This is a genomic window from Bradyrhizobium sp. WBAH42 (assembly GCF_024585265.1).
Classification (GTDB): domain Bacteria; phylum Pseudomonadota; class Alphaproteobacteria; order Rhizobiales; family Xanthobacteraceae; genus Bradyrhizobium.
Map to the genome: position 1 here is coordinate 1,330,557 of NZ_CP036533.1, position 21,666 is coordinate 1,352,222.

Genomic DNA, 21,666 nt, shown 5'->3' on the forward strand with positions numbered 1-21,666 from the left:
AACGCCTCCCTCGCGGCGGCCTCTCTGGGACCGCCGTCTCTCGTTCTTGTGAGGGCGATTGTTCCTGAATTTGACGGAGAAGAAAAGCGCATTGCGCGCATCGCTGCGCGGCCGTCGGTCAGCTAGCGCCGACAGAGCCGACAGATGCGACAATTGGTCGTTTGGCCGCGTGCCGAGCGACGGAATTTGAGCGGCGAAGCGGTCAGGCCACGCGCCGGACCATGTTCAGCGTCTCGATGGTGCGGCTGACCTCCGAGGCGAGACACGGCTTGCCGAAATAATAGCCCTGGACCGCGGTGCAGCCGCATTCGCGCACGAAGTCGAGCTGTTCCTCGGTTTCCACGCCCTCCGCCGTGGTCTCGACGCCGAGCACGGAGCCGAGGCTCGCGATCGTTCTGACGATGGCAACGCTCTCCGGGCTTTCGCCGAGCGTGCCGACGAAAGAGCGGTCGATCTTGATGCGGTCGAACGGAAACTTGCGCAAGTAACTCAGCGAGGAATAGCCGACGCCGAAATCGTCGAGGCTGACGCGCACCCCGAGCGCGCGGAGCTGGTGCAGGATGTCGATGGTCGCCTTGCTGTCGTCGAGCAGCGCCGTCTCGGTGACCTCGAGCTCGAGCCGTTGCGGCGGCAGGCCGGCTTCCGCAAGCGCGCTCGTGACCATCGCCACCAGCCCGCGGGAATGGAACTGCACCGGAGACAGGTTCACCGCGACGGTAACGCCGGGCCAGGACGCAGCCGTCACGCAGGCCGTGCGCAGCACCCATTCGCCGATCGGAACGATCAGTCCGTTCTCTTCCGCAATCGGAATGAATTCGGCCGGAGAGACGAAGCCGCGCGAGGGATGCTTCCAGCGCAGCAATGCCTCGAAGCCGGTGAGCTCGGAGGAATCGAGCCGCATTTGCGGTTGGAACACCAGGTGGAATTCACGCCCTTCCAGCGCGCCGACCAGGTCCTGCTCCAGCGCGTGCCGGCTGCGCGCCTGTTCCTCCATCTCGGGCTCGAACAGCTGATAGGCGCCGCGCCCCTTGGCCTTGGCCTGGTACAGCGCGAGGTCGGCGCATTTCATCAGCTCATCGGCATCGAGCCCGTGGTCGGGTGCGATCGCGATGCCGACGGAGACCCCGACATGGATCGACTGGCTTTCCAGCGGCGGCGGATGACCGATGATCTCGACGAGGCGGCGGGCGAGCGCCTCCGCCGATTGCGGCTGCGGCCCGCGCTGGAGCACGGCGAACTCGTCGCCGCCAAGCCGCGCGACGGTGTCGTGCTCGCCGACATTCTCCTTCAGACGCGCCGCGACCCAGCGCAGCAGGCGGTCGCCGGCGGCGTGGCCGAGGCGGTCGTTGACGGTCTTGAAATTGTCGAGGTCGAAGCACAGCACCGCCATGGCGCCGCCGGCGATTGCGACCTGGTTCAGTCCCTCGCCCATCTTCTCGCGGAACAGCGTGCGGTTGGGCAGGTCGGTGAGCGAATCGTGCCGCGCCATGTGCGCCACCCGGGCCTGGGCCTTGTGGCGCTCGGTGACGTCCTCATAGGTCACGACCCAGCCGCCGTGCTCCATCCGCTTGTGATTGAGCTTGATGATGCGGCCGTCGCTCAAATGGCGGTGCAGCGTGTGCTCGCCTTCGCGCAGCCTCTCGATGTAGTCGGCATAGAGCTTGGCGCCGGTCATGTTCGGGTGGATGCCGAGCTCGCAGCTGTGCTCCATGATGTCCCGCATCGAGACGCCTGGCTTCACGATCTCCGGCGACAATCCGTACATCTCGATATAGCGGCGGTTGCAAACGATGACGCGCAGGCTGGCGTCGAGCATGCACAGGCCCTGGCTCATGTTGTTCAGGGCGGCGTCGAACCGGCGGTACTGCTCGCTCAGCTCCTCGACCGCGCGCTCGCGCTCGGTAATGTCCTCATAGGTGGCGACGAAGCCGCCTTCGGCCAGCGCGCAATAGCGCACCGAGATCACGGTGTCGTTCGACATGCGCCGGCGCATCGGCGAGGAATCGCGATTCGCGATCCGGGCGCTGGCGGCTTCGAGGATCTGCTGCGGGCTGTATTCCGAGGTGAACGCGCCGTTCGCCATCGATCGCTCGATCAGCTCGGCCAGATGGGTGCCGGGCCGGGTCTCCTCCGGTGACAACAGGTAGATCTTGCGGTACGTGGTGTTACAGACCCGAAGCCGCATCTCGCTGTCGTAGAAGGCGAGCCCGTGCGCCATGTTCTCCAGCGCCGCATCGAGAATGAAATTCTGCTGCCGCAGCGTTTCCTCGTATTGCAGCCGCTCCGTGACGTCCTCGTGCACCGTCACCCAGCCGCCGTCAGGCAGGAAGCGGGAGACTGCCTGCACCATCCGTCCGTCGTAGCGCATCACCAGCAGCGTCTTCGGCTTTCTGCTGCGCACATCGTCCAGCCGGCTCTGGTAGAATTCGTCGCCGGACATGCCCGGCAGATTGCCGCGCGACATCCAGTGCTCGATCACGGTGGAATGCGCGATGCCCGGCTGCACGATCTCGGGATCGAGGTTGTAGAGCTTCAGGAACCGTTCGTTGCAGACGACGACGCGGCTGTCGACGTCGTACATGATCAGTCCGTGCGACATGTTGGCGAGCGCGTGCTGGCTGCGCTCGGTCTGCACGCGCAGTTCCGCTTCGAGTCGGGCGAGGCGGGTGACGTCATCGCAGATCGTCATCCAGCCGCCGCCGGGGAGAGGCTTCAGCTGGAGCGACATCACGAGGCCGCTCGCCAGCAATTGCTCGGTGCGGAACGGCTTGCCCGCGGCGATCTGCGCCATTCGCGTCGAATACAACGCGTCGAGCTGGTCCTGCGGAAAGTTGCCGCGGCTTGCGCTGTGCGCGAGCACCTCCCGGTAGCTGGTGCCGACCCGCACGATCTCGGCCGACATGTCGAACAGCGTGAGGTAGCGCTGGTTCGCCAGCACGATCCGGTTGTCGGCGTCGTAGACGCAGACGCCTTGCTCCATGTGGTCGAGCGCAAGCTGGCTCAGCGCGACCAGGGCGCCCGGGCCCTGCTCACGGCCTGTACCAAGCTCGGTGTCGCGGGTCGACATCATGGGGTCGGCGGGGCCTCGGCCAGCAATAGACTTAATGCAACCTAATTCAGCCGCCGAGGGTAACGGAGAGGCCGGAAAATTCCCTTAAGCGCCGTAGTTTACGGAGGGTGACCTGCGATGGTGAGCGCACGCGTAAACGGCCCGCCGCCAAGGCGATAGGCCCTAGCTCCGGATGAGCGCGGCGATGCTCCCGCTCCGCTCGTGCAGACGATAGAGCCGGGCGTTGCTCTACGGCCCGTATAGCACGAGCTCCGTATCGGTGAGGTCGCCGAGCTGTGGCTGATGCGGGCCCCTGAAGTATTTCCGGCCGCGCCGCTCGGTGTAGAGGCCGACGAGGCCGGGTACCGGCCCATTGGCGTCGATCGCCACCGCGATCTTGCCGAGCCGCAGCAGCAGCCGTCCGATGCGGCCGGCGCATTCGGCATATTCCGCGGCGCTCCGGCAATAGATCAGCTTCATGGCGGGAGGTGCGATGAAACCGCGGCGGATGCGCACCGGTTGCAGGACGAAGGGGAACGTTCCCTTCGGCGTGCGGCACACCAGGCTGAGGCAATTGTAGCGCGCATGTCGCGTCAGAAGCTCGGTCTCCGCCTCGGAGAGCCCCTTGATCTCCTTGGCGTGCTGCGGAATGACCTCGATCTTGTTCCAGCGCGGGACGCGCGCCAGCGCAGGGACGGAGAAGAATATGCCGCGGCAATAGGCGCGAAAGCCCTGCGTCTCGATGATCGGCCAGGTCCACGGCGCCGGACTGATGTTGAAATAAGTGACGTGCTTGTGCCGCTGGGCGATCTTGGTCAGCAGCGGAGCGTAGTTGCGGTAGGCCGGATCGACATACCAGCTCGACAAATTGCACCGGATGGCGGTCTCTTCGCCCTCCTTGCGTGCGCTGTAGATCAAGAGCAGCACACCGACCGGCGTGCCGTCGTCGTCGAGCATGTAGCCGAAGCGCGGATAGCCCTCCGGTACGGTCCGGAAGGCCTGCCGGCGCAGGCCCTGAATCCAGTAGTCGCGTGAACGGCCGACGAAGCCGCGCGTCAGCAAGTCCGCGATCTTATCGACGTCGGACTCGGTGATCTCGCGGCATCGGACCTTGGTATGGATCACGCTCGTCTTGCCCGTGGAAATGGCCGGCCTCGTGAGTTGGGTCAGCGCCAGCCTTCGCCATGGGCCTCGGCCGCGACAGGCGGCTGCAGGCCCAGGACGTCCCGCACCTTGGCGGGCCAGGCGGAAAGATCGGTGCCGTGGGTGTGGAACATGGCGACGGCCAGACGGTCCATGCCGAAGGCAACGCAGCCGGTATGGGCCGGCTCGCCGTCGGCGTCCTGGATTGCCCAGGTCGTGCCGAAATGCTCGCGGTGATAGTTGAAGCTCATGCACGCCGTCGGCTGCTCTTCCGAGCGCAGCGGGATGAGCAGCTCGAACTTGAGCTGCTGCTGCTTCTGGCTCACCGCCTTCATCTGGCCGACCCGGCCGAAGAACGGATCGCTGGCATAGTCGACGCGGAAGGTGAGGCCGAGATCGGTCGCGATCTTCTGCGCGCGCACCATCCAGCGCTCGCGGAAATCGGCGACGTCATCGGGGCTGCCGATGCAAACATATTCGCGCATGCGGAACGATTGCAGCCGGTCGAGATGCTTCGACGGTTCGCGGCGGAAGCAATCCGCGGCAACATCGAAGCGCAGGCCGCCCTTCGGCAATTGGCCACGGCTCGCCGCGATCGGGTAGACCGGATAGCAGGCGGCCGGAGACAGCACGAGATCGGCCGGCGACAGAGAAGACGTCCAGTCGCCGCCGGCATCGAAGCGGCTCACCGCGGCGTTGATCTCGCGTTCGGTGCCGTGCAGGCCGCAGACGCAGCCGAGCAGGTTCGGAAAGCTCTTGAGATAGCCGGACTTCTCCAGCTGCGCCCGGCTCATCACCGGCGGGAAGCGCATCACCTCGGTGCCGGCCTCGCGATGGCCCGTGATCAGCGCGGCGAGCTTCTCGACGATGCCCTCATAGAGTGCGGTGCGGGCATAGACGCCATCGGCGCCCATGCGGTGGAACAGCTTGTCGGCGAGATGATCGAGCGGATCGGTCATCTGCGGCGCGGTGGCGGGCGAGTTGGGGAGGACGGCAATATTCATGGTTCGATGTCCTGCTATCTCAAAATTGTTCTTGTTGAAGCGATTGCGGAGGCACGTCAGTCGCGAAGGCTCGTCGGCACCCCGCTCATCAATGTCGACGTCGCGGCGTTGGCCAGGATCCGGTCGTTGTTGATCATGATCGGCGATGACAGCACGTCGCGGAGGTGGCGGCCCATGGTGAATTCGCCGTCGTTGCGGTAGCCGGCAAGACCGGCGGTACGCATCGCATGCATCACGGTCTCGACCGCGAGCTCGGAGGCCTGCACCTTCAGAAGCGTGATCGAGGACTGGAAGTCGAGCGAGGCCAGCGCACGCTCGTCATGCTCGACGCGGGCGAAAGCGTCGATATTGGCGGCGATCAGCGCGCGCAGCTTGGCCAGCGACATCTTGGCGGCGGTGAAGTGCGCCGCGGCCGGCGGCATCTGTCCGCCGGACGAGCGCGCCGCCTTGCGGATGAAGGCCTGCGCGCGCGTTACCGCCGCAGCGGCGATGCCGGCCCAGGCCGACGACCAGCACAGATGCGCGAACGGCGTCATGGTCTGGGCGTGGATCTTGTCATAGGATTCCGGGAAGACGCGGTCGGCGGGGCAGTCGACCTTCAGCTCGAACCCGGTCGAGCAGGTGCCGCGCATGCCGAGCGTTTCCCAACCCAGCGTCCGCTTCAGCGAATAATCGTCCTTGGCGAGCGCCAGCAGCACCTGGTCGGAGGCGGCGGCGTCGGTGGCCCGGCGGGCGATGGTGACGAGGCCATCGGCTTCGGCGCCGTAGGAGATCACGGTGGCGTCGCGCATCAGCGAGACGGTGTCGCCGGCATGGTCGACCGCGGCGGCGCTGGCGCGGATGTTGCCCCCGTTCTGGCCTTCGGTGGTGGAGGAGGCGAGCAGCCACTGGTCGCGGGCGACCCGGCGCATCATGGTCTCCATCCAGGGAATGCCATGGCCATGCCTGATGACGCAGGCGACCTTGGTCTGGTGCATCGCGTAGATCATCGCCGTGGACGCGCAGGCGCGTCCGAGCGTGTAGCAGATGTCGGTGACGTCGTGGATCGAGGCACTGAGGCCGCCGAACTCGACCGGAATCATCACGCCGAGCAGCTTCTGCTCACGCGCGACGTCGAAGGCCTTGTGCGGGAAGCGGGCGTCGCGATCGACCCCGTCTGCGTCGGCCGCGGCCGCGGCGGCGGTCCGGACGGCGCGCTCGATCAGGGAGGGACCCTGCTCGAGATAGCTCGTTTCGTCGACAGTGAGGACTGCTTCACGCACGTTCATGCTCGTCCGCCTCCGGTTTGCCGTTCGAGATCGCCGGCACCATTCACGATGCCGCTTGAAGCGATCCTCCAGCCATCTTTGCTTGTGAGACGAGGCTACGGATTTAATTCAAATTCGTCGATGAAATAGAGGGTAAACAAAACCCAATTCCGAACGAACAGTTAAGGTCCGGTTGTTCGCATCACCGGATTTTCCGGCATCACGTTAGGACTCTGGAAGAAGCCTGGATTTCGGACAATCTGAGTCATCGTTTACTAAGAAACGCGAAGTATTGGTGCCGCCCATTGCAGGACCGGCAGGCCGCGCCCATCGTAGCCGGTAGTCCGGTCCGACCCCGATCAACAGATGGGAATTTTGCAGATGCAGGCCTTCGATACCGATTTGCGCAATCGCATCATCAAGCTGGTGAAGGGCATCCTCGAACAGAATTCGCTCGCCGCAGACGTTGCGCCTTCGGCCAAGCTCGTCGATATCGGCCTGACCTCGATGGACATGGTCAATCTCATGCTCGGGGTCGAGGCCGAATTCGACTTCACCATCCCGCAGTCCGAGATCACGCCGGAGAATTTCCAGTCCGTCGAGACGCTGGAGCAGATGGTGGCGACCCAGCTTCAACTGGCGGCCGCGGCTTAACCCGGATCTATCCTCCGTCATTGCGAGCGAAGCGAAGCAATCCAGACTGCCTCTGAGGTGGCGGTCTGGATTGCTTCGTCGCTTCAGCGCGAGCTCGACATGACGCAAATCGAGACCATCTCCCGTTCCAAAATTGCCTCAAAACTGGCATAGCTTAGCCATGTCACATTTGACGGACACGGTGGAGCAGGCATGACGCAGGCGGTATTGGGCATCATCGGCGGCTCGGGCATCTATGACCTGCCCGGCCTCGAGGGTGCGCGCGAAGAGGTGATCAAGAGCCCTTGGGGCGAGCCGTCGGCACCCTTGCGGCGCGGCTCCATCGCCGGCCTGCCGATCGTGTTCCTGCCGCGGCATGACAAGGGGCACCGGCTTTCCCCGTCCGACATCAACTATCGCGCCAACGTCGACGTGCTGAAGCGCGCCGGCGTCACCGACCTGATCTCGCTCTCGGCCTGCGGCTCCTTTAGGGAGGAGCTGCCGCCCGGCACCTTTGTCCTCGTCGACCAGTTCGTCGACCGCACCCACAAGCGCGAGAGCTCGTTCTTCGGCCGCGGCTGTGTCGCGCATGTATCGATGGCGCACCCGGTTTCGCCGCGGCTGCGCATCCATCTGGCGGCAGCCGCCGAAGCGGAGGGCATCGCAATCGCGCGCGGCGGCACCTATGTCTGCATGGAAGGACCGCAATTCTCCACCTATGCGGAAAGCATGACCTACAAGACGCTGGGCTATTCCGTGATCGGCATGACCAACATGCCCGAGGCCAAGCTCGCGCGTGAGGCGGAGCTCTGCTACGCCACCGTCGCAATGGTGACGGATTTCGACTGCTGGCATCCCGACCACGATGCGGTCACCGTGCAGGACATCGTCCGCGTGCTGAACTCGAACGCCGACAAGGCGAAGGCGCTGGTAGCGCGGCTGGCCAAGGATTTTCCGCGCGAGCACGAGCCGTGCCCGATCGGTTCGGACCGTGCGCTCGACACCGCGCTGATCACGGCGCCGGAGGCGCGAGATCCCGAGCTCCTGAAGAAGCTCGATGCGGTGGCCGGGCGCATCCTGCGCCCGTGAGACGCAAGAAGAACGAAAAGGCAGAATGCCATGAAGGTCGACGGCAAGCATTTCCGCAGCATCTGGCGCGAGCGTGACGGCTGGTCGGTCGGTGCGATCGATCAGCGCCGGCTGCCGCATGAATTCGTCATTGCGCAGCTAACCTCGTGTGAAGATGCGGCCGTTGCCATCAGCGACATGCTGGTGCGCGGCGCGCCGCTGATCGGTGCGACAGCTGCCTACGGCATGGCGCTCGCGATGCGCGAGGACGCCTCCGACGCCGGGCTGAAACGCGCCTATGACACGCTGGTCGTGGCGCGCCCGACCGCGATCAACCTGAAATGGGCGCTGGACGAGATGCGCGCGGCGCTCGCGCCGATCGACCCGGTGGAACGGGCGGAAGCGGCCTATGCGCGCGCCGACGAGATCGTCGAGCAGGACGTCGAGATCAATCGCGGCATCGCCGGCAACGGCCTTGAGCTGATCGAGGCGATCGCGGCGAGGAAGCCGGGCGAAGTCGTCAACGTGCTGACCCATTGCAACGCCGGCTGGCTTGCCACCGTCGACTGGGGCACGGCGACGGCGCCGATCTATCTCGCGCATGAGCGCGGCATCAAGGTCCATGTCTGGGTCGACGAGACCCGGCCACGGAATCAGGGCGCTTCGCTCACCGCCTGGGAGCTCAGCCATCACGGCGTGCCGCATACGGTAATCCCGGACAATACCGGCGGGCACCTGATGCAGCACGGCATGGTCGATCTCGCCATCGTCGGCACCGACCGCGTCGCCGCCAATGGCGACGTATGCAACAAGATCGGCACCTACCTGAAGGCGCTCGCCGCGCATGACAATGGCGTGCCGTTCTACGTCGCGCTGCCGTCTCCCACGATCGATTTCGCCGTCCATGACGGCATCCGCGACATCCCGATCGAGCAGCGCAGCGGCGTGGAGGTCACCGACATGACTGGACGTACCGCCGACGGCCGGCTTGAGACGGTGCGGATCGTGCCGGAGGGATCGCCGGTCGCGAATTACGCCTTCGACGTGACCCCGGCGCGGCTTGTCACCGGTCTCATCACGGAGCGCGGTGTGCTCAAGCCGGATCGTGCCGCGCTGGCAACTGCGTTCCCGGAGCGCATCGCCACCGCGGCGAAGTAGTCGGTTCACCAGGCGAGATGGCTCCACGCCGTCATTGCGAGCGTAGCGAAGCAATCCAGAGTCTTTTCGCGGAGGCTGTCTGGATTGCTTCGCTGCGCTCGCAATGACGGAGTATGATGCGCTACCCCAACTTCAGCCCCGTCGCCTTCTCCAGCTCCGCAATCGCCTGCGCGCCGCTCGTCACCTTGATCGTGGTCATGCCCATCTCGCGCGCCGGCTTCAGATTGACGCCGAGATCGTCGAGATAGACGCAATTGTTCGGATCGACCTTCAGCGTCTCGACCATCATCTGGTAGATGCGCGGATCCGGCTTGCGCAGGCCGATCTTGGCGGACTCGATGACATGGTCGAACAGCACCATGACTTCGGCAATGTAAAGCGAGCGCCCAGTCATGCTGCCGATCGCGTTGGCCGGCAGATTGTTGGTGATGCAACCGGTCTTGAACTGCGCCTTGATGCGCTTCAGGGCCTCGACCATCTCCGGGCGCAGATCGCCCTGCAGCAGCGGCAGCACGTCGCGGCCGCGCACCTCCGCGCCGAGCGCGAGCGATTCGGCGGCGAACAATTGGTCGAACGTCTCAATGTCCACTTCGGCGCGCTCGAACCTGGCCCAGGCGTTTTCCAGATGATTGGCGGCGTTGGTGCGCCGGATGATATCGGCGGGCAGGCCGCGCTCGGTCTCGAACCGCGTGAACGCCTCGAAGGGCGAACTCGTCAGCACGCCGCCAAAATCAAAGATCACCGCCTCGATCGCCACTACCCTGCCCTCGTCAATTCCTTTCCAAGAGGGCTAGCATGCGCTATCGGCAAGGGCCAGCCTGAAGCAATCGCAGCCCTCACCGATGCCGATGCGTGTTCCCATAAAGAAGCCTGCCGCCTTCATCGCAGCTGCGCTGCTGCTCGCGACGCCCGCTTACGCCATCGTCGGCGGCGGCACGCCGCAGGCCGATGGCGTCGCCCGCGCCGTCGTCACCATCGTCGGCTCGCGCGGCAATTTCTGCACGGGCAGCCTGATCGCCCCGCGGCTGGTGTTGACGGTCGCCCATTGCGTGCAGCCCGGCGCGGATTACAAGGTCGTCGATCGCGGCGGCGACGGCCAGCCGCAATTGCTGAACGTGCGCACCGTCGCGATCCATCCGAACTTCAACATGCAGGCGATGCAGGCGCATCGCGCCACCGCCGACGTGGCGCTGCTGCAATTGGAAATTCCATTGAAGGGAAAATCCACGGTGACGGTCGGCATGCCCACGATTCCAATTCAGGTCGGCAGCCGCTTCGTCATCGCCGGCATCGGCGTCACGGTTCGCGGTGAAGGCAAGAGTGGCGGTACCACGCGTGTTGCCGGCCTCGTTGCAACCGGACAGCCCGGCACGCTCCAGATTCGCCTGGTCGATCCCGTAACCAACGGTGTTCGCGACGGAATTGGCGCCTGCACCGGAGATTCAGGCGGCCCCGTGTTCGAGGACAGGCCGAACGGTCCCGTGCTCGTCGGTCTCGTCAGCTGGTCGACAGGACCGAACGGCGCCGACGGTTGCGGCGGCTTGACCGGCGTGACGCCGCTGACGCTCTATCGCGACTGGATCTTGCAGACCGCGCGGAGCTGGGGTGCGGCACTGTGATTTGACCGCGACTTGATCTATGTCATTTTGAAGCGGAGGCGCGGCGGGTGATCATGCCCGTCGCGGAGGAAACGCGCCGTCTGGTCAAGGACGGCCACAAAGACAAGCAAGGCATAGAAGCAACAATGAATGTCGCTGTTCGCAGTCACGCCACGGCCAAACAGGCTTCTGAACATTTCGACGTGCTGATCGTCGGTGCCGGCATCTCCGGCATCGGTAGCGCCTATCACATCCAGAAGCAGCTTCCGGGCACGAGCTACGTCATCCTGGAGACGCAGGAAACATTCGGCGGCACCTGGAGCACACATCGCTATCCCGGCATTCGCTCCGACAGTGATCTTCACACCTTCGGCTACAGCTTCAAGCCTTGGGTCGGCCCGCCGATTGCGACCGCCGAGGAGATCCTCACCTATATGAAGGAGGTGATCGACGACAACGATATTGCGCGGCACATCCGCTACCAGCACAAGATCAATTCCGCGAGCTGGTCGAGCGAGCAGAATCTCTGGACCATCGAGGCGGTGACGACCGACACCGGCGAACCCAGGACGTTCACGGCCAACTTCCTCTGGATGTGCCAGGGCTATTATCGCCATTCCGAAGGCTACACGCCGGAATGGAAGGGCATGGATCGCTTCAAGGGCCGCATCGTCCATCCGCAGACATGGCCCGACGATATCGATCTCGCGAACAAGAAGGTGGTGGTGATCGGCTCGGGCGCCACCGCGGCAACGCTGGTGCCGAACATCACCGATACATGCGCCCATGTCACCATGCTGCAGCGCTCGCCGACCTATTTCCGCCTCGGCCGCAACGCCATCGAGATCGCGGAGGAGCTGCGACGGCTGCAGGTCGACGAAGCCTGGATCCACGAGATCGTGCGACGCAAGATCCTGTTCGAGCAGGACGCCTTCACCAAGCTCTGCGTGTCCAAGCCGGAGCAGGTGAAGAAGGAGCTGATCGGCCAGATCAGCGCCGTGCTCGGTCCCGACTACGACGTCGAGACCCACTTCACGCCAAAATACCGGCCGTGGCGGCAGCGCATCGCCTTCGTGCCGGATGCCGATTTGTTCAAGGGCATCGCCAGCGGCAAGGCCTCCGTCGTCACCGACGAGATCGAATGCTTCGTCGAGAACGGCATCCAGCTCAAGTCGGGCAAGCTGCTCGAGGCCGATGTCATCGTCACCGCGACCGGCTTCAATCTCGCCGCGCTCGGCGACATCGCCTTCGAGATCGACGGCAAGCCGCTCGCCTTCGGCGACACCGTCACCTATCGCGGCATGATGTTCACGGGCGTGCCGAACATGGTCTGGGTGTTCGGCTATTTCCGCGCCAGCTGGACGCTGCGCGTCGATCTCGTCGCCGATTTCGTCTGCCGGCTGCTCGGCCACATGAAGGCGAAGGGTGCCAGGAAGGTCGAGGTGAGCTTGCGCCCCGAGGACCACAACATGCCGATCCTCCCCTGGATCGACCCGGAAAACTTCAACCCCGGCTACATGATGCGCAACATGAACCTGTTGCCCAAGCGCGGCGACAAGCCGGAATGGCAGCACAGCCAGGATTACTGGACCGAGAAGGACGAGATCCCGAAGACGGACCTGGACGACAAGGCGTTTGTCTACAGTTGAAGATTCCGATGTAAGGGGCGGTTAGCGATCGCCACACACTCCACCGTCGTCCCGGGGCGCGAAGCGAGCCCGGGACCCATAACCACAGGGAGTGGTTATGAAGCGAGCTGGCTACTCCGAGTCTTCGCCAAACTACTCCCTGTGGCTATGGGTCCCGGATCGGCGCTCCGCTTCGCTGCGCTTGTCCGGGACGACACCGTTTGCTCGGTTGGCATCGCCTCAACTCATCTACACCGCCGCTCACGAATTCCGTCTCGTCGCATTCGCCGCGATCGCCGCTGCAGCGGTCCGGTTCTCGACGCCGAGCTTGGCGTAGATCTGCTCCAGGTGCTTGTCGACGGTGCGCGGGCTGAGGCCCAGAATTTGCGCGATGTCGCGGTTGGTCTTGCCCTTGCTGAGCCAGGCCAGCACCTCGCCTTCGCGCGTGGTAAGGCCGAGCTCGCTGGTGAATTCGGGCGGCAGCGCGGTGCCCGCTTCCTTGGACAGCCGCAGCAGGAACTCGTTCGGCGCGGTCTCGCCCATATAGTAGAAGCGGAGCTGCGGATTGTCGGGCAGCGACGCTGCCTGGGATTTCGAGCCGCTCTTGATCTTCGCCTGCTCGAGCCATTGCAGCAGCGCCGGCGGCAGCACGAAGTCGTCGGCCTGTGCGCCGTGATGGTCGGACAGCAGCTTCTGCGCCTGCGGCGTCGCCCACAGCAAATTGCCCTGGCGATCGACCGCGAACAGGAAACGGCCGGAGACGTCGAGCGCGGCGCGCGCGCTCTGGGTCAACCGGGCATTGCCGAGATGGACGCGGATCCGCGCCAGCATCTCCTCGATTACGATCGGCTTGGTCACGTAATCGACGCCGCCGGCTTCCAGTCCACGCACGATGTGCTCGGTCTCGGCGAGGCCCGTCATGAAGATCACCGGGACATTGGCGAGGCCCGCATCGCGCTTGAGCCGGCGACAGGTCTCGAACCCGTCGATCCCTGGCATCACGGCATCGAGCAGAATGATGTCGGGCGTGATCTGGTCGATGATGCGCATTGCCGCGGCGCCGTCGAGCGCCACCATCACCGTCATGCCGGCGCCGTCGAGCGCGTCGGTGAGCAGCCGCAGCGTCTCCGGAGAATCGTCGACAACCAGCGCGACGTCGCGCTTCTTCGGTTCAATGCTCATAAGCATGCAACGTCTTCAATGTGGCCATGTACTGGTCGAGATCGAAGCGGTCGACCAGCAACCGCATCTGCGCGACGAAGTCGGCATGCTCGGGGTGCTCGCTGCCGATCTCGTCCAGCTTCAGCTGGATGCCGTTGACGTAGCCGATCTGGCCGAGCCCGATCAGCGCCTCGATATGCCGCAGCGGCGGCTTCGATCCGGTCTCTGGATGCCATAACGGCACCGCGACCTCGTCCGAGCCGTATTGCCATTCGATCTTGAGGAGCTGGCGAATCGTCGCCAGCAGCCGCGGGATGTCGATCGGCTTCATCAGGTAGCCGTCGTGGAAGGGCTGCGCCAATGGCGCGCCATGGGCCTCGAGCGCGCTTGCCGACACCATCAGGATGCGCGCCTGGTGATGGCCGCTGGCGCGCAAGGCCTCGGCGACCGCCCAGCCGTCCATGGCGGGCATCGAGATGTCGAGCAGGAACAGATCGGGCCGGCAATGCTGCGCCAGCGCAAGGCAGCCGGCGCCGTCGGGCGCGCTCAGCAGGATGAAGCCGAGCGGCGTCAGCACCTCGCGCAGGAGGTCGCGATGCACGGGATCGTCGTCGGTGACGAGGATGGTTTTGCGCGCACCGTGATAGCCGGAGACCGGCGCCTCCACCGGCGCGATGCGCTGGGGATTGGTGACCTCCGAGAGCAGGATCTTGACCTTGAACGTCGACCCGGTGCCGACCGTGCTCGTGACCTTGATGTCCCCGCCCATCACGCCGGCGAGCAGGCGGCTGATGGTGAGCCCGAGGCCGGTGCCGGTCTGCGGCTGCGAGGCGCCGAGCGCGCCCCGCTCGAAGGGCGCGAAGATGCGTTCGAGATCGCCGCCCTGGATGCCCGGGCCGGTGTCGATCACCTCGAACTCGGCGACGGGGCTGCGATAGTGCACCACGAACTGCACGCTGCCGGACTGGGTGAACTTGATGGCGTTCGAGAGCAGGTTGATCAGCACCTGGCGCAACCGCTTCTCGTCGGCATAGACGACGCGCGGCAGCGTTGCCGGCCGCCTGAACACGAAGTCGATGCCCTTGGCCGCGGCCTGGAGGCGGAACATGCCGACGAGCTGGTCGAGGAATTCGCTCAGGCGCACCTCGTCGCGCGACAGATACAGCCGCCCCGCCTCGATCTTGGAGATGTCCAGGATGCCGTCGATCAGGCCGGAGAGATGGTCGGCGCTGCGGCGGACGACGCGGACCTGGTCGCGCGGCTTGGCGCCAAGGCTCGTATCCTGCTCGAGCAGCTGCGCGTAGCCGCTGATCGCATTGAGCGGCGAGCGCAGCTCGTGGCTCAACCCGACCACATAGCGGCTCTTGGCGAGGTTGGCGGATTCGGCAACTTCCTTGGCACGCTGGAGCTCGGCGTCGGTGCGCTTGTGCGCATCGATCTCCTGGATCAGCAGCGTGGTCTGACGCCGCGTCTCGGCCTCGGCGGCGCGACGGCTCTGCTGCGCCAGCACGAACAGCCACGCCACCACGCCGATGATGATGCTGAGCGAGAAGAACACCTTCCACAGCACGTCGGACACGAGCTCGTTATCGCCGTGCACGCTCGCCGACGTCTGCAGATAGATCAGTCCCAGCACCAGGGCGATCAGGCCGGCGGAGATCACGAACACGCCGATATAGTGGCCGACTTGCGAGTTGATCCGGGCATAGATCGGTTGCGGCATCAGCCTGCCCAGCGTCTCCGACACCTGCGCCTGGAATCTTGCGTGCGGCTTGCAGAGATCGTGGCAGCGCGCGTCCAGCGAACAGCACAGCGAGCAGATCGGGCCCGCATAAGCGGGGCAGGAGGCCATGTCCTCCGGCTCGAACGAGTGCTCGCAGATGCAGCACTGGATCGCCTCGATGTTCTGCCAGCTCCGCTTCGGCTTGCGCGCGATGTAGTACTTGCCGTCCGTGGCCCAGGCGATCAACGGCGCCGTGAGGAAGGCCGCCGCGAGCGCGATGAAGGCCGACAGCGCCTTCGCGGTCGGCCCGAACAGGCCGTAGAAGGCGCTGATGGAGACGATGGTCGCGATCGTCATCGCTCCCACGCCGACCGGATTGACGTCGTAGAGATGCGCGCGCTTGAACTCGATCTGCTGCGGCCGCAATCCGAGCGGCTTGTTGATGACGAGGTCGGCAACCAGCGCGCCAACCCAGGCGATCGCGACGTTGGAATAGAGCGCCAGCGTCTGCTCCAGCGCCTTGTAGACGCCGATCTCCATCAGCAGCAGGGCCACGATGACGTTGAAGACCAGCCAGACCACGCGCCCGGGATGGCTGTGGGTCAAACGCGAGAAGAAGTTCGACCAGGCGATCGAGCCGGCATAGGCGTTGGTGACGTTGATCTTGACCTGTGACAGGATCACGAAGGTGCCGGTCAAGGCCAAAGCGAGGTCAGGCTGCGACAGCACATAGCGGAACGCTTCGAGATACATGTGCGCCGGCTCGGCGGCCTCCTCGGGCGGCACGCCATGGCTGAGCGCGAAGAAGGCGAGGAACGAGCCCGCCAGCAGCTTCAGCGCGCCCAGCACGATCCAGCCCGGCCCGGCGCTCATCAGCGCCATCCACCAGGAGGCCCTGGAGGCGCGGCGGTCGCGCGGCAGGAATCGCAGGAAGTCGACCTGCTCGCCGATCTGCGCCACCAGCGAGAACACGACGGAGGCCGCAACGCCAAACAGCAAGAGATCGAAATGTCCGTTGAGGTCGCCGTGCTCGCCGGAGAATTTGTGCCACTCCGCGAAAGAGTGCGGGTTATGCCAGGCGATCGCGGCGAACGGGATGATGTGAAGGATCACCCACAGGGGCTGCGTCCACAATTGGAAGCGGCTGATCAGCGTGATGCCATAGGCCACCAGCGGGATGATGACGACGGCGCTGATGAGATAGCCGACCGGCCGCGGAATCCCGAAGCACATTTCGAGCGCGGAGGCGAGGATCACGGCCTCGATCGCGAAAAAGATGAAAGTGAAGGACGCGTAGATCAGCGAGGTGACGGTCGAGCCGATGTAACCGAAGCCGGCACCCCGCGTCAGCAGGTCGATGTCGATGCCGCATTTGGCGGCATAGTATGCAATCGGCACCCCGCAGCCGAAGATGATGATGGAGACCACGACGATGGCCGCGGTCGCGTTGGTGACGCCATAGTTCAGCGTGATGGTCCCGCCGATCGCCTCCATCGCCAGGAACGAGATCGCGCCCAGTGCCGTGTTGGCGACGCGGGCGGCGGACCAGCGCCGCGCGCTCTTGGCGGTGAAGCGCAGGGCGTAATCTTCCAGCGTCTGGTTGGCGACCCATTGATTGTACTGGCGCCTGACGCGGTCTATTCGCTGCCGCCCTGCCACTTAACCCCACTCCCGATACGGACCCGGACCCCTCGCAAATTCCGTACCAGAAGCCTACGTCGGCATTTTGCGGTGCAGTATACGCGATCTTGCGTATGCGTGCGCTGCATAAATTCGAGCCATCCTCACGGCACCAATCGCCTGTTCTCGAACAAAAGTGGGGTGCTCATGTCAGACGAAGCAAACAAGGGCCTGTTGTCGCCGCTGCGGCGCAAATTGTTGATGGGGATGGCGGCCGTCCCGGCCATCACGATGCTGCCGCGGGCGTCCTTTGCGCAGGCGCCGGCGACCTCGGCGGTCAATACCACGGGCCTGGCCGTCACCGACACCGAGGTCACGGTCGGCATCCTGCATTCGGCGACCGGCACCATGGCGATCTCCGAAACCGGCTCGATCCAGGCCGAAAAGCTCGCGATCGAGCAGATCAACGCGGCCGGCGGCGTGCTCGGCCGCAAGATCAAGTTCATCCAGGAGGACGGCGCATCGGACTGGCCGACCTTCGCCGAGAAGGCGAAGAAGCTCCTCGTCAACGACAAGGTCGCGGCGATCATGGGCTGCTGGACCTCGGCCTCGCGCAAGGCGGTGCTTCCGGTCGTCGAGCAGTATAACGGCATGCTGTACTACCCGACCTTCTACGAAGGCCTCGAGCAGTCCAAGAACGTGATCTACACCGGCCAGGAAGCGACCCAGCAGATCCTCGCCGGCCTGAACTGGATCGCCAAGGAGAAGGGCGCCAAGTCGTTCTTCTTCATCGGCTCGGACTACATCTGGCCGCGCACCTCCAACAAGATCGCCCGCAAGCACGTCGAAAACGTGCTCAAGGGCAAGGTCGTCGGCGAGGAGTACTACGCGCTCGGCTCGACGCAGTTCAACTCGGTCATCAACAAGATCAAGCTGACCAAGCCGGACGTCATCTTCACCGACGTCGTCGGCGGTTCCAACGTCGCTTTCTACAAGCAGCTCAAGGCGGCCGGCGTCGATCTCGCCAAGCAGCCGCTGCTCACGATCTCGGTGACGGAGGACGAGATCGACGGTATCGGCGGCGAGAACATCGCGGGCGCGTATGCCTGCATGAAGTACTTCCAGTCGCTCGACAATGCGAACAACAAGGCATTCGTCTCCGCGTTCAAGAAGATGTGGGGCGAGAAGACCGTGATCGGAGACGTCACCCAGGCTGCCTATCTCGGCCCCTGGCTGTGGAAGCTGACGGTCGAGAAGGCCGGCTCCTTCGACGTCGACAAGATCGCGGCGGCTTCGCCGGGCGTCGAGTTCAAGGGTGCGCCGGAAGGCTATGTGCGCATCCACGAGAACCATCACCTCTGGTCGAAGACCCGGGTGGGGCGCGCCAAGCTCGATGGCCAGTTCGAGCTGATCTTCGAGACCGCCGACCTCGTCGAGCCGGATCCGTTCCCCAAAGGCTACCAGTAAGGAGCCTTACCGGTAAGTCGCGGCGCCCGTCGCACTTTCCCTCAAGGCAAAACCGCTCCCTGGCGTGGACCGCAAGTCCATGCCTCAAGCCCCCGCGTCGCGAACCTGCTCGCGACGCGGGACCCTTTCCCGACGGAGGACATGGATGTTCGGCGACTATTCGATTGGCGACCTCGGCTCGATCTTCGTCATGCAGGGGTTTGCCGGACTGATCCTGTTCTCCGTCTATGTCCTGATGGCGCTCGGCCTTGCGATCATCTTCGGCCAGATGGGCGTCATCAACATGGCCCATGGCGAGTTCATGATCCTCGGGGCCTACGTCACCTGGATGACCTCCAATCTCTTTCAGGCCTATTTGCCGAGCCTGTTCAGCGGCTACTTCTTCCTTGCCATGATATTGGCCTTCCTCGCATCCGGCGCGCTGGGCATGCTGGTGGAATGGGTGCTGATCCGGCACCTCTATAAGCGCCCGCTCGATACGCTGCTCGCGACCTGGGGCCTCAGCCTGATGCTGCAGCAGGCCTATCGCTCGGTGTTCGGCGCGCGCGAGGTCGGCGTCGAGCTGCCGCAATGGATGCTGGGCTCGCTGCGCGTCACCGATAGCATCGAGGTGCCGATCAACGGCGTCTTCGTGATGTGCCTCACCGTGCTGATCACCATCTGCGTCGCCTACGTTCTCTACATGTCGCGCTGGGGCCGCCAGGTGCGCGCGGTCGTGCAAAACCGCATCATGGCCGGCGCGGTCGGCATCAACACCGAGAAGGTCGATCGCTACACCTTCGGCCTCGGCTGCGGCATCGCCGGTGTCGCCGGCAGCGCCTTCACCATGATCGGCTCGACCGGGCCGACCTCGGGCCAGCTCTACATCGTGGATACGTTCCTCGTCGTCGTGTTCGGCGGCGCCGCCAGCCTGCTCGGCACCATCGCCTCCGCGTTCTCGATCTCGCAGACGCAATCGACGCTCGAATTCTTCATGTCGGGCTCGATGGCCAAGGTGCTCACGCTGCTCGCCGTCGTCGGCATCCTGATGCTGCGGCCGCAGGGTCTGTTCGCCCTCAAGGTCCGCAAATAACGAGAAGCAGGCAAGTCATGATCATCAACTCACGCTTCTTCAACCGATCCGAACTGATGGGCTTCATTGCGCTCGCCGCCGTGCTGTTCGTGATCCTGCCGCTGACGCTGGATGTATTCCGCCTCAACCTGGTCGCGAAATATCTGACCTACGCCTTTGTCGCGCTCGGCCTCGTGCTGTGCTGGGGCTATGGCGGCATCCTGAGCCTGGGGCAGGGCGTGTTCTTCGGCCTCGGCGGCTATTGCATGGCGATGTTTCTCAAGCTCGAGGCCTCCAGCGTCGAGAACACCAAGATCCAGTCGACGCCCGGCATTCCCGATTTCATGGACTGGAATCAGATCACGGCGCTGCCGTTGTTCTGGCAGCCGTTTCACAGCCTCACCTTCACCATCCTCGCCATCATCCTGGTCCCCGGCCTGTTCGCCCTGATCATCGGCACCGCGATGTTCAAGCGCCGCGTCGGCGGCACCTACTTCGCGATCATCACCCAGGCCGTCGCCGCCATCCTCACCATCCTGATCGTGGGACAGCAGGGCTATACCGGCGGCATCAACGGCATGACCGATCTGCGCACGCTCAAGGGTTGGGACATCCGGCCCGACCACGCCAAGATCATCCTGTACTTCGTCGAGGTGGTGCTGCTGTTCGCCTGCATCGGCATCGCGCAGTTCATCCGTCTGACCAAGCTCGGCCGCATCCTGGTGGCAATGCGCGAGCAGGAGGACCGTGTCCGCTTCTCCGGCTACAGCGTCGCCAACTTCAAGATCTTCGCCTTCTGCATGGCCGCGATCTTCGCCGCGATCGGCGGCGCCATGTTCGCGCTCAATGTCGGTTTCATGTCGCCGTCCTTCGTCGGCATCGTGCCGTCGATCGAAATGGTGATCTACACCGCGGTCGGCGGACGGATGTCGATCTTCGGCGCAATCTGGGGCGCCATCCTGGTGAATTTCGCCAAGACCAGCCTGTCGGAATCCTTCCCGCAACTCTGGCTGTTCGGCCTTGGCGCGCTGTTCATCGCGGTCGTGCTCGCTTTCCCGAACGGCCTGTCCGGGCTCTGGGCCGACTACGTGCAGCCGCGCATCGACCGGCTGTTCGCCTCGCGCAAGGCAAAGGCGGGCTGGAACGACAATTCGGTCGCCGACGGCGCGCCGGCAGAGTGAGGGGGTAGATCATGCTCATTGGACACCAGCCCAAGGACTTCCTGCTCGCGGTCTCCGGCCTCACCGTCTCGTTCGACGGGTTCAAGGCGGTCAACGACCTCTCCTTCTATGTCGAGGAGAACGAGATCCGCGTCATCATCGGTCCCAACGGTGCCGGCAAGACCACGGTGCTCGACCTGATCTGCGGCAAGACCAAGGCGACCTCGGGCTCGATCCAGTTTCGCGGCAAGGAGCTCACGAAGATGAAGGAGAACGAGATCGTGCAGACCGGCGTCGGGCGCAAGTTTCAGACGCCGTCGGTGTTCGAGGATCTCACCGTGTTCGAGAATCTCGAGATCTCGTTCCCGCGCGGCCGCACCGTGTTCGGCTCTCTGACCTTTCAGCGCGACCAGCTGGTCAAAGACCGGGTCGAGGAGGTCGCCGAGATGATCTTCCTCAAGGACAAGCTCAACACCTATGCCGACGAGCTCAGCCATGGCCAGAAGCAGTGGCTCGAGATCGGCATGCTGCTGATCCAGGATCCCGACCTGTTGATGCTCGACGAGCCCGTCGCCGGCATGAGCGTCTCGGAGCGCGTCAAGACCGCCGAGCTGCTCAACCGCATCATCAAGAACCGTTCGGTGCTGGTGATCGAGCACGACATGAAGTTCGTCGAGGACATCGCGCACAAGGTCACCGTGCTGCACCAGGGCCAGATCCTCTCGGAAGGGACGATGGAGAAGGTCAAGAACGATCCCAAGGTCATTGAAGTGTACCTGGGGCACTGAGATGGTGCGTACGGGGCGGACGAGCGCTGCGCACTCCGTTCACCTCTCCTGTAGGGAGAGGTCGAATGGCGCAGCCATTCGGGTGAGGGGTTCCGGTCCCTCGATAGGCTTCTTGCGCCCCCTCACCCGGCGCTACGCGCCGACCTCTCCCCGGTGGGGAGAGGTGAA

At 64.4% G+C, this 21,666-nt stretch carries 16 protein-coding genes; 9 read left to right on the forward strand and 7 right to left on the reverse strand.

What is annotated here, in order from left to right:
• Positions 1-202: 202 nt before the first annotated feature.
• The 4 genes from DCG74_RS06250 to DCG74_RS06265 all read right to left on the reverse strand — a co-directional run bounded on the left by DCG74_RS06250 (position 203) and on the right by DCG74_RS06265 (position 6,464).
• Positions 203-3,070 (reverse strand): PAS-domain containing protein, encoded by a 2,868-nt coding sequence (locus DCG74_RS06250; protein WP_172788885.1) that lies wholly within the window; start codon positions 3,068-3,070, stop codon positions 203-205.
• A gap of 228 nt (positions 3,071-3,298) precedes the next feature.
• Positions 3,299-4,174 carry an acyl-CoA acyltransferase gene (locus DCG74_RS06255; protein WP_172788884.1) on the reverse strand — a complete coding sequence of 292 codons (876 nt, stop codon included), beginning with the start codon at positions 4,172-4,174 and terminating at the stop codon, positions 3,299-3,301.
• A 41-nt stretch (positions 4,175-4,215) separates the two neighbouring features.
• Entirely contained in the window at positions 4,216-5,196 is a 981-nt protein-coding gene (locus tag DCG74_RS06260; RefSeq protein ID WP_172788883.1) for an amino acid--[acyl-carrier-protein] ligase, read from the reverse strand.
• A 56-nt stretch (positions 5,197-5,252) separates the two neighbouring features.
• Positions 5,253-6,464, reverse strand: coding sequence for an acyl-CoA dehydrogenase family protein (locus DCG74_RS06265; protein ID WP_172788882.1), 1,212 nt, complete (start codon positions 6,462-6,464; stop codon positions 5,253-5,255).
• A 360-nt stretch (positions 6,465-6,824) separates the two neighbouring features.
• Here DCG74_RS06265 and DCG74_RS06270 point away from each other — a divergent pair, with 360 nt between their 5' ends.
• The 3 genes from DCG74_RS06270 (at position 6,825) to mtnA (ending at position 9,302) form a co-directional block, all read left to right on the forward strand.
• Positions 6,825-7,097: a phosphopantetheine-binding protein gene (locus DCG74_RS06270; RefSeq protein WP_172788881.1), complete on the forward strand. Its 273-nt coding sequence runs from the start codon at positions 6,825-6,827 to the stop codon at positions 7,095-7,097.
• Positions 7,098-7,289: 192 nt separating this feature from the next.
• Positions 7,290-8,165, forward strand: coding sequence for an S-methyl-5'-thioadenosine phosphorylase (locus DCG74_RS06275; RefSeq protein WP_172788880.1), 876 nt, complete (start codon positions 7,290-7,292; stop codon positions 8,163-8,165).
• Between the two features lie 30 nt (positions 8,166-8,195).
• Positions 8,196-9,302, forward strand: a complete 1,107-nt coding sequence (mtnA, locus tag DCG74_RS06280; protein ID WP_172788879.1) for an S-methyl-5-thioribose-1-phosphate isomerase — start codon at positions 8,196-8,198, stop codon at positions 9,300-9,302.
• A 121-nt stretch (positions 9,303-9,423) separates the two neighbouring features.
• Here mtnA and DCG74_RS06285 read toward each other — a convergent pair whose 3' ends face one another.
• Complete coding sequence (locus DCG74_RS06285) at positions 9,424-10,059, reverse strand: HAD-IA family hydrolase (protein WP_172788878.1); 636 nt, start codon at positions 10,057-10,059, stop codon at positions 9,424-9,426.
• 91 nt (positions 10,060-10,150) lie between these two features.
• On the opposite strand from DCG74_RS06285, the gene DCG74_RS06290 reads away from it, so the two are divergent.
• Together DCG74_RS06290 and DCG74_RS06295 are read left to right on the forward strand one after the other, a co-directional pair.
• Positions 10,151-10,921: a trypsin-like serine protease gene (locus tag DCG74_RS06290; RefSeq protein ID WP_172788877.1), complete on the forward strand. Its 771-nt coding sequence runs from the start codon at positions 10,151-10,153 to the stop codon at positions 10,919-10,921.
• 125 nt (positions 10,922-11,046) lie between these two features.
• The gene (locus DCG74_RS06295) at positions 11,047-12,549 is read left to right on the forward strand and encodes an NAD(P)/FAD-dependent oxidoreductase (RefSeq protein ID WP_172788876.1); all 1,503 of its coding nucleotides are present in this window, start codon (positions 11,047-11,049) and stop codon (positions 12,547-12,549) included.
• Positions 12,550-12,789: 240 nt separating this feature from the next.
• On the opposite strand, the gene DCG74_RS06300 is transcribed toward DCG74_RS06295, so the two are convergent.
• Positions 12,790-13,716, reverse strand: coding sequence for a response regulator (locus DCG74_RS06300; protein ID WP_172788875.1), 927 nt, complete (start codon positions 13,714-13,716; stop codon positions 12,790-12,792).
• Positions 13,700-17,071 carry an ATP-binding protein gene (locus tag DCG74_RS06305; protein ID WP_172788874.1) on the reverse strand — a complete coding sequence of 1,124 codons (3,372 nt, stop codon included), beginning with the start codon at positions 17,069-17,071 and terminating at the stop codon, positions 13,700-13,702. The genes DCG74_RS06300 and DCG74_RS06305 overlap by 17 nt, the downstream gene beginning before the upstream one ends.
• 168 nt (positions 17,072-17,239) lie before the next feature.
• Between DCG74_RS06305 and urtA the strand changes: the two genes are divergently transcribed.
• From urtA to urtD, 4 genes are all read left to right on the forward strand, one after another.
• Positions 17,240-18,499 carry an urea ABC transporter substrate-binding protein gene (gene urtA / locus DCG74_RS06310; protein ID WP_172788873.1) on the forward strand — a complete coding sequence of 420 codons (1,260 nt, stop codon included), beginning with the start codon at positions 17,240-17,242 and terminating at the stop codon, positions 18,497-18,499.
• Positions 18,500-18,644: 145 nt separating this feature from the next.
• On the forward strand, positions 18,645-19,571 hold the full coding sequence (gene urtB, locus DCG74_RS06315) for an urea ABC transporter permease subunit UrtB (RefSeq protein WP_172788872.1): 927 nt from the start codon (positions 18,645-18,647) through the stop codon (positions 19,569-19,571).
• Between the two features lie 17 nt (positions 19,572-19,588).
• Positions 19,589-20,731: an urea ABC transporter permease subunit UrtC gene (urtC, locus tag DCG74_RS06320; RefSeq protein WP_172788871.1), complete on the forward strand. Its 1,143-nt coding sequence runs from the start codon at positions 19,589-19,591 to the stop codon at positions 20,729-20,731.
• A gap of 11 nt (positions 20,732-20,742) precedes the next feature.
• Positions 20,743-21,498, forward strand: coding sequence for an urea ABC transporter ATP-binding protein UrtD (gene urtD, locus DCG74_RS06325; protein ID WP_172788870.1), 756 nt, complete (start codon positions 20,743-20,745; stop codon positions 21,496-21,498).
• Positions 21,499-21,666: the final 168 nt, after the last annotated feature.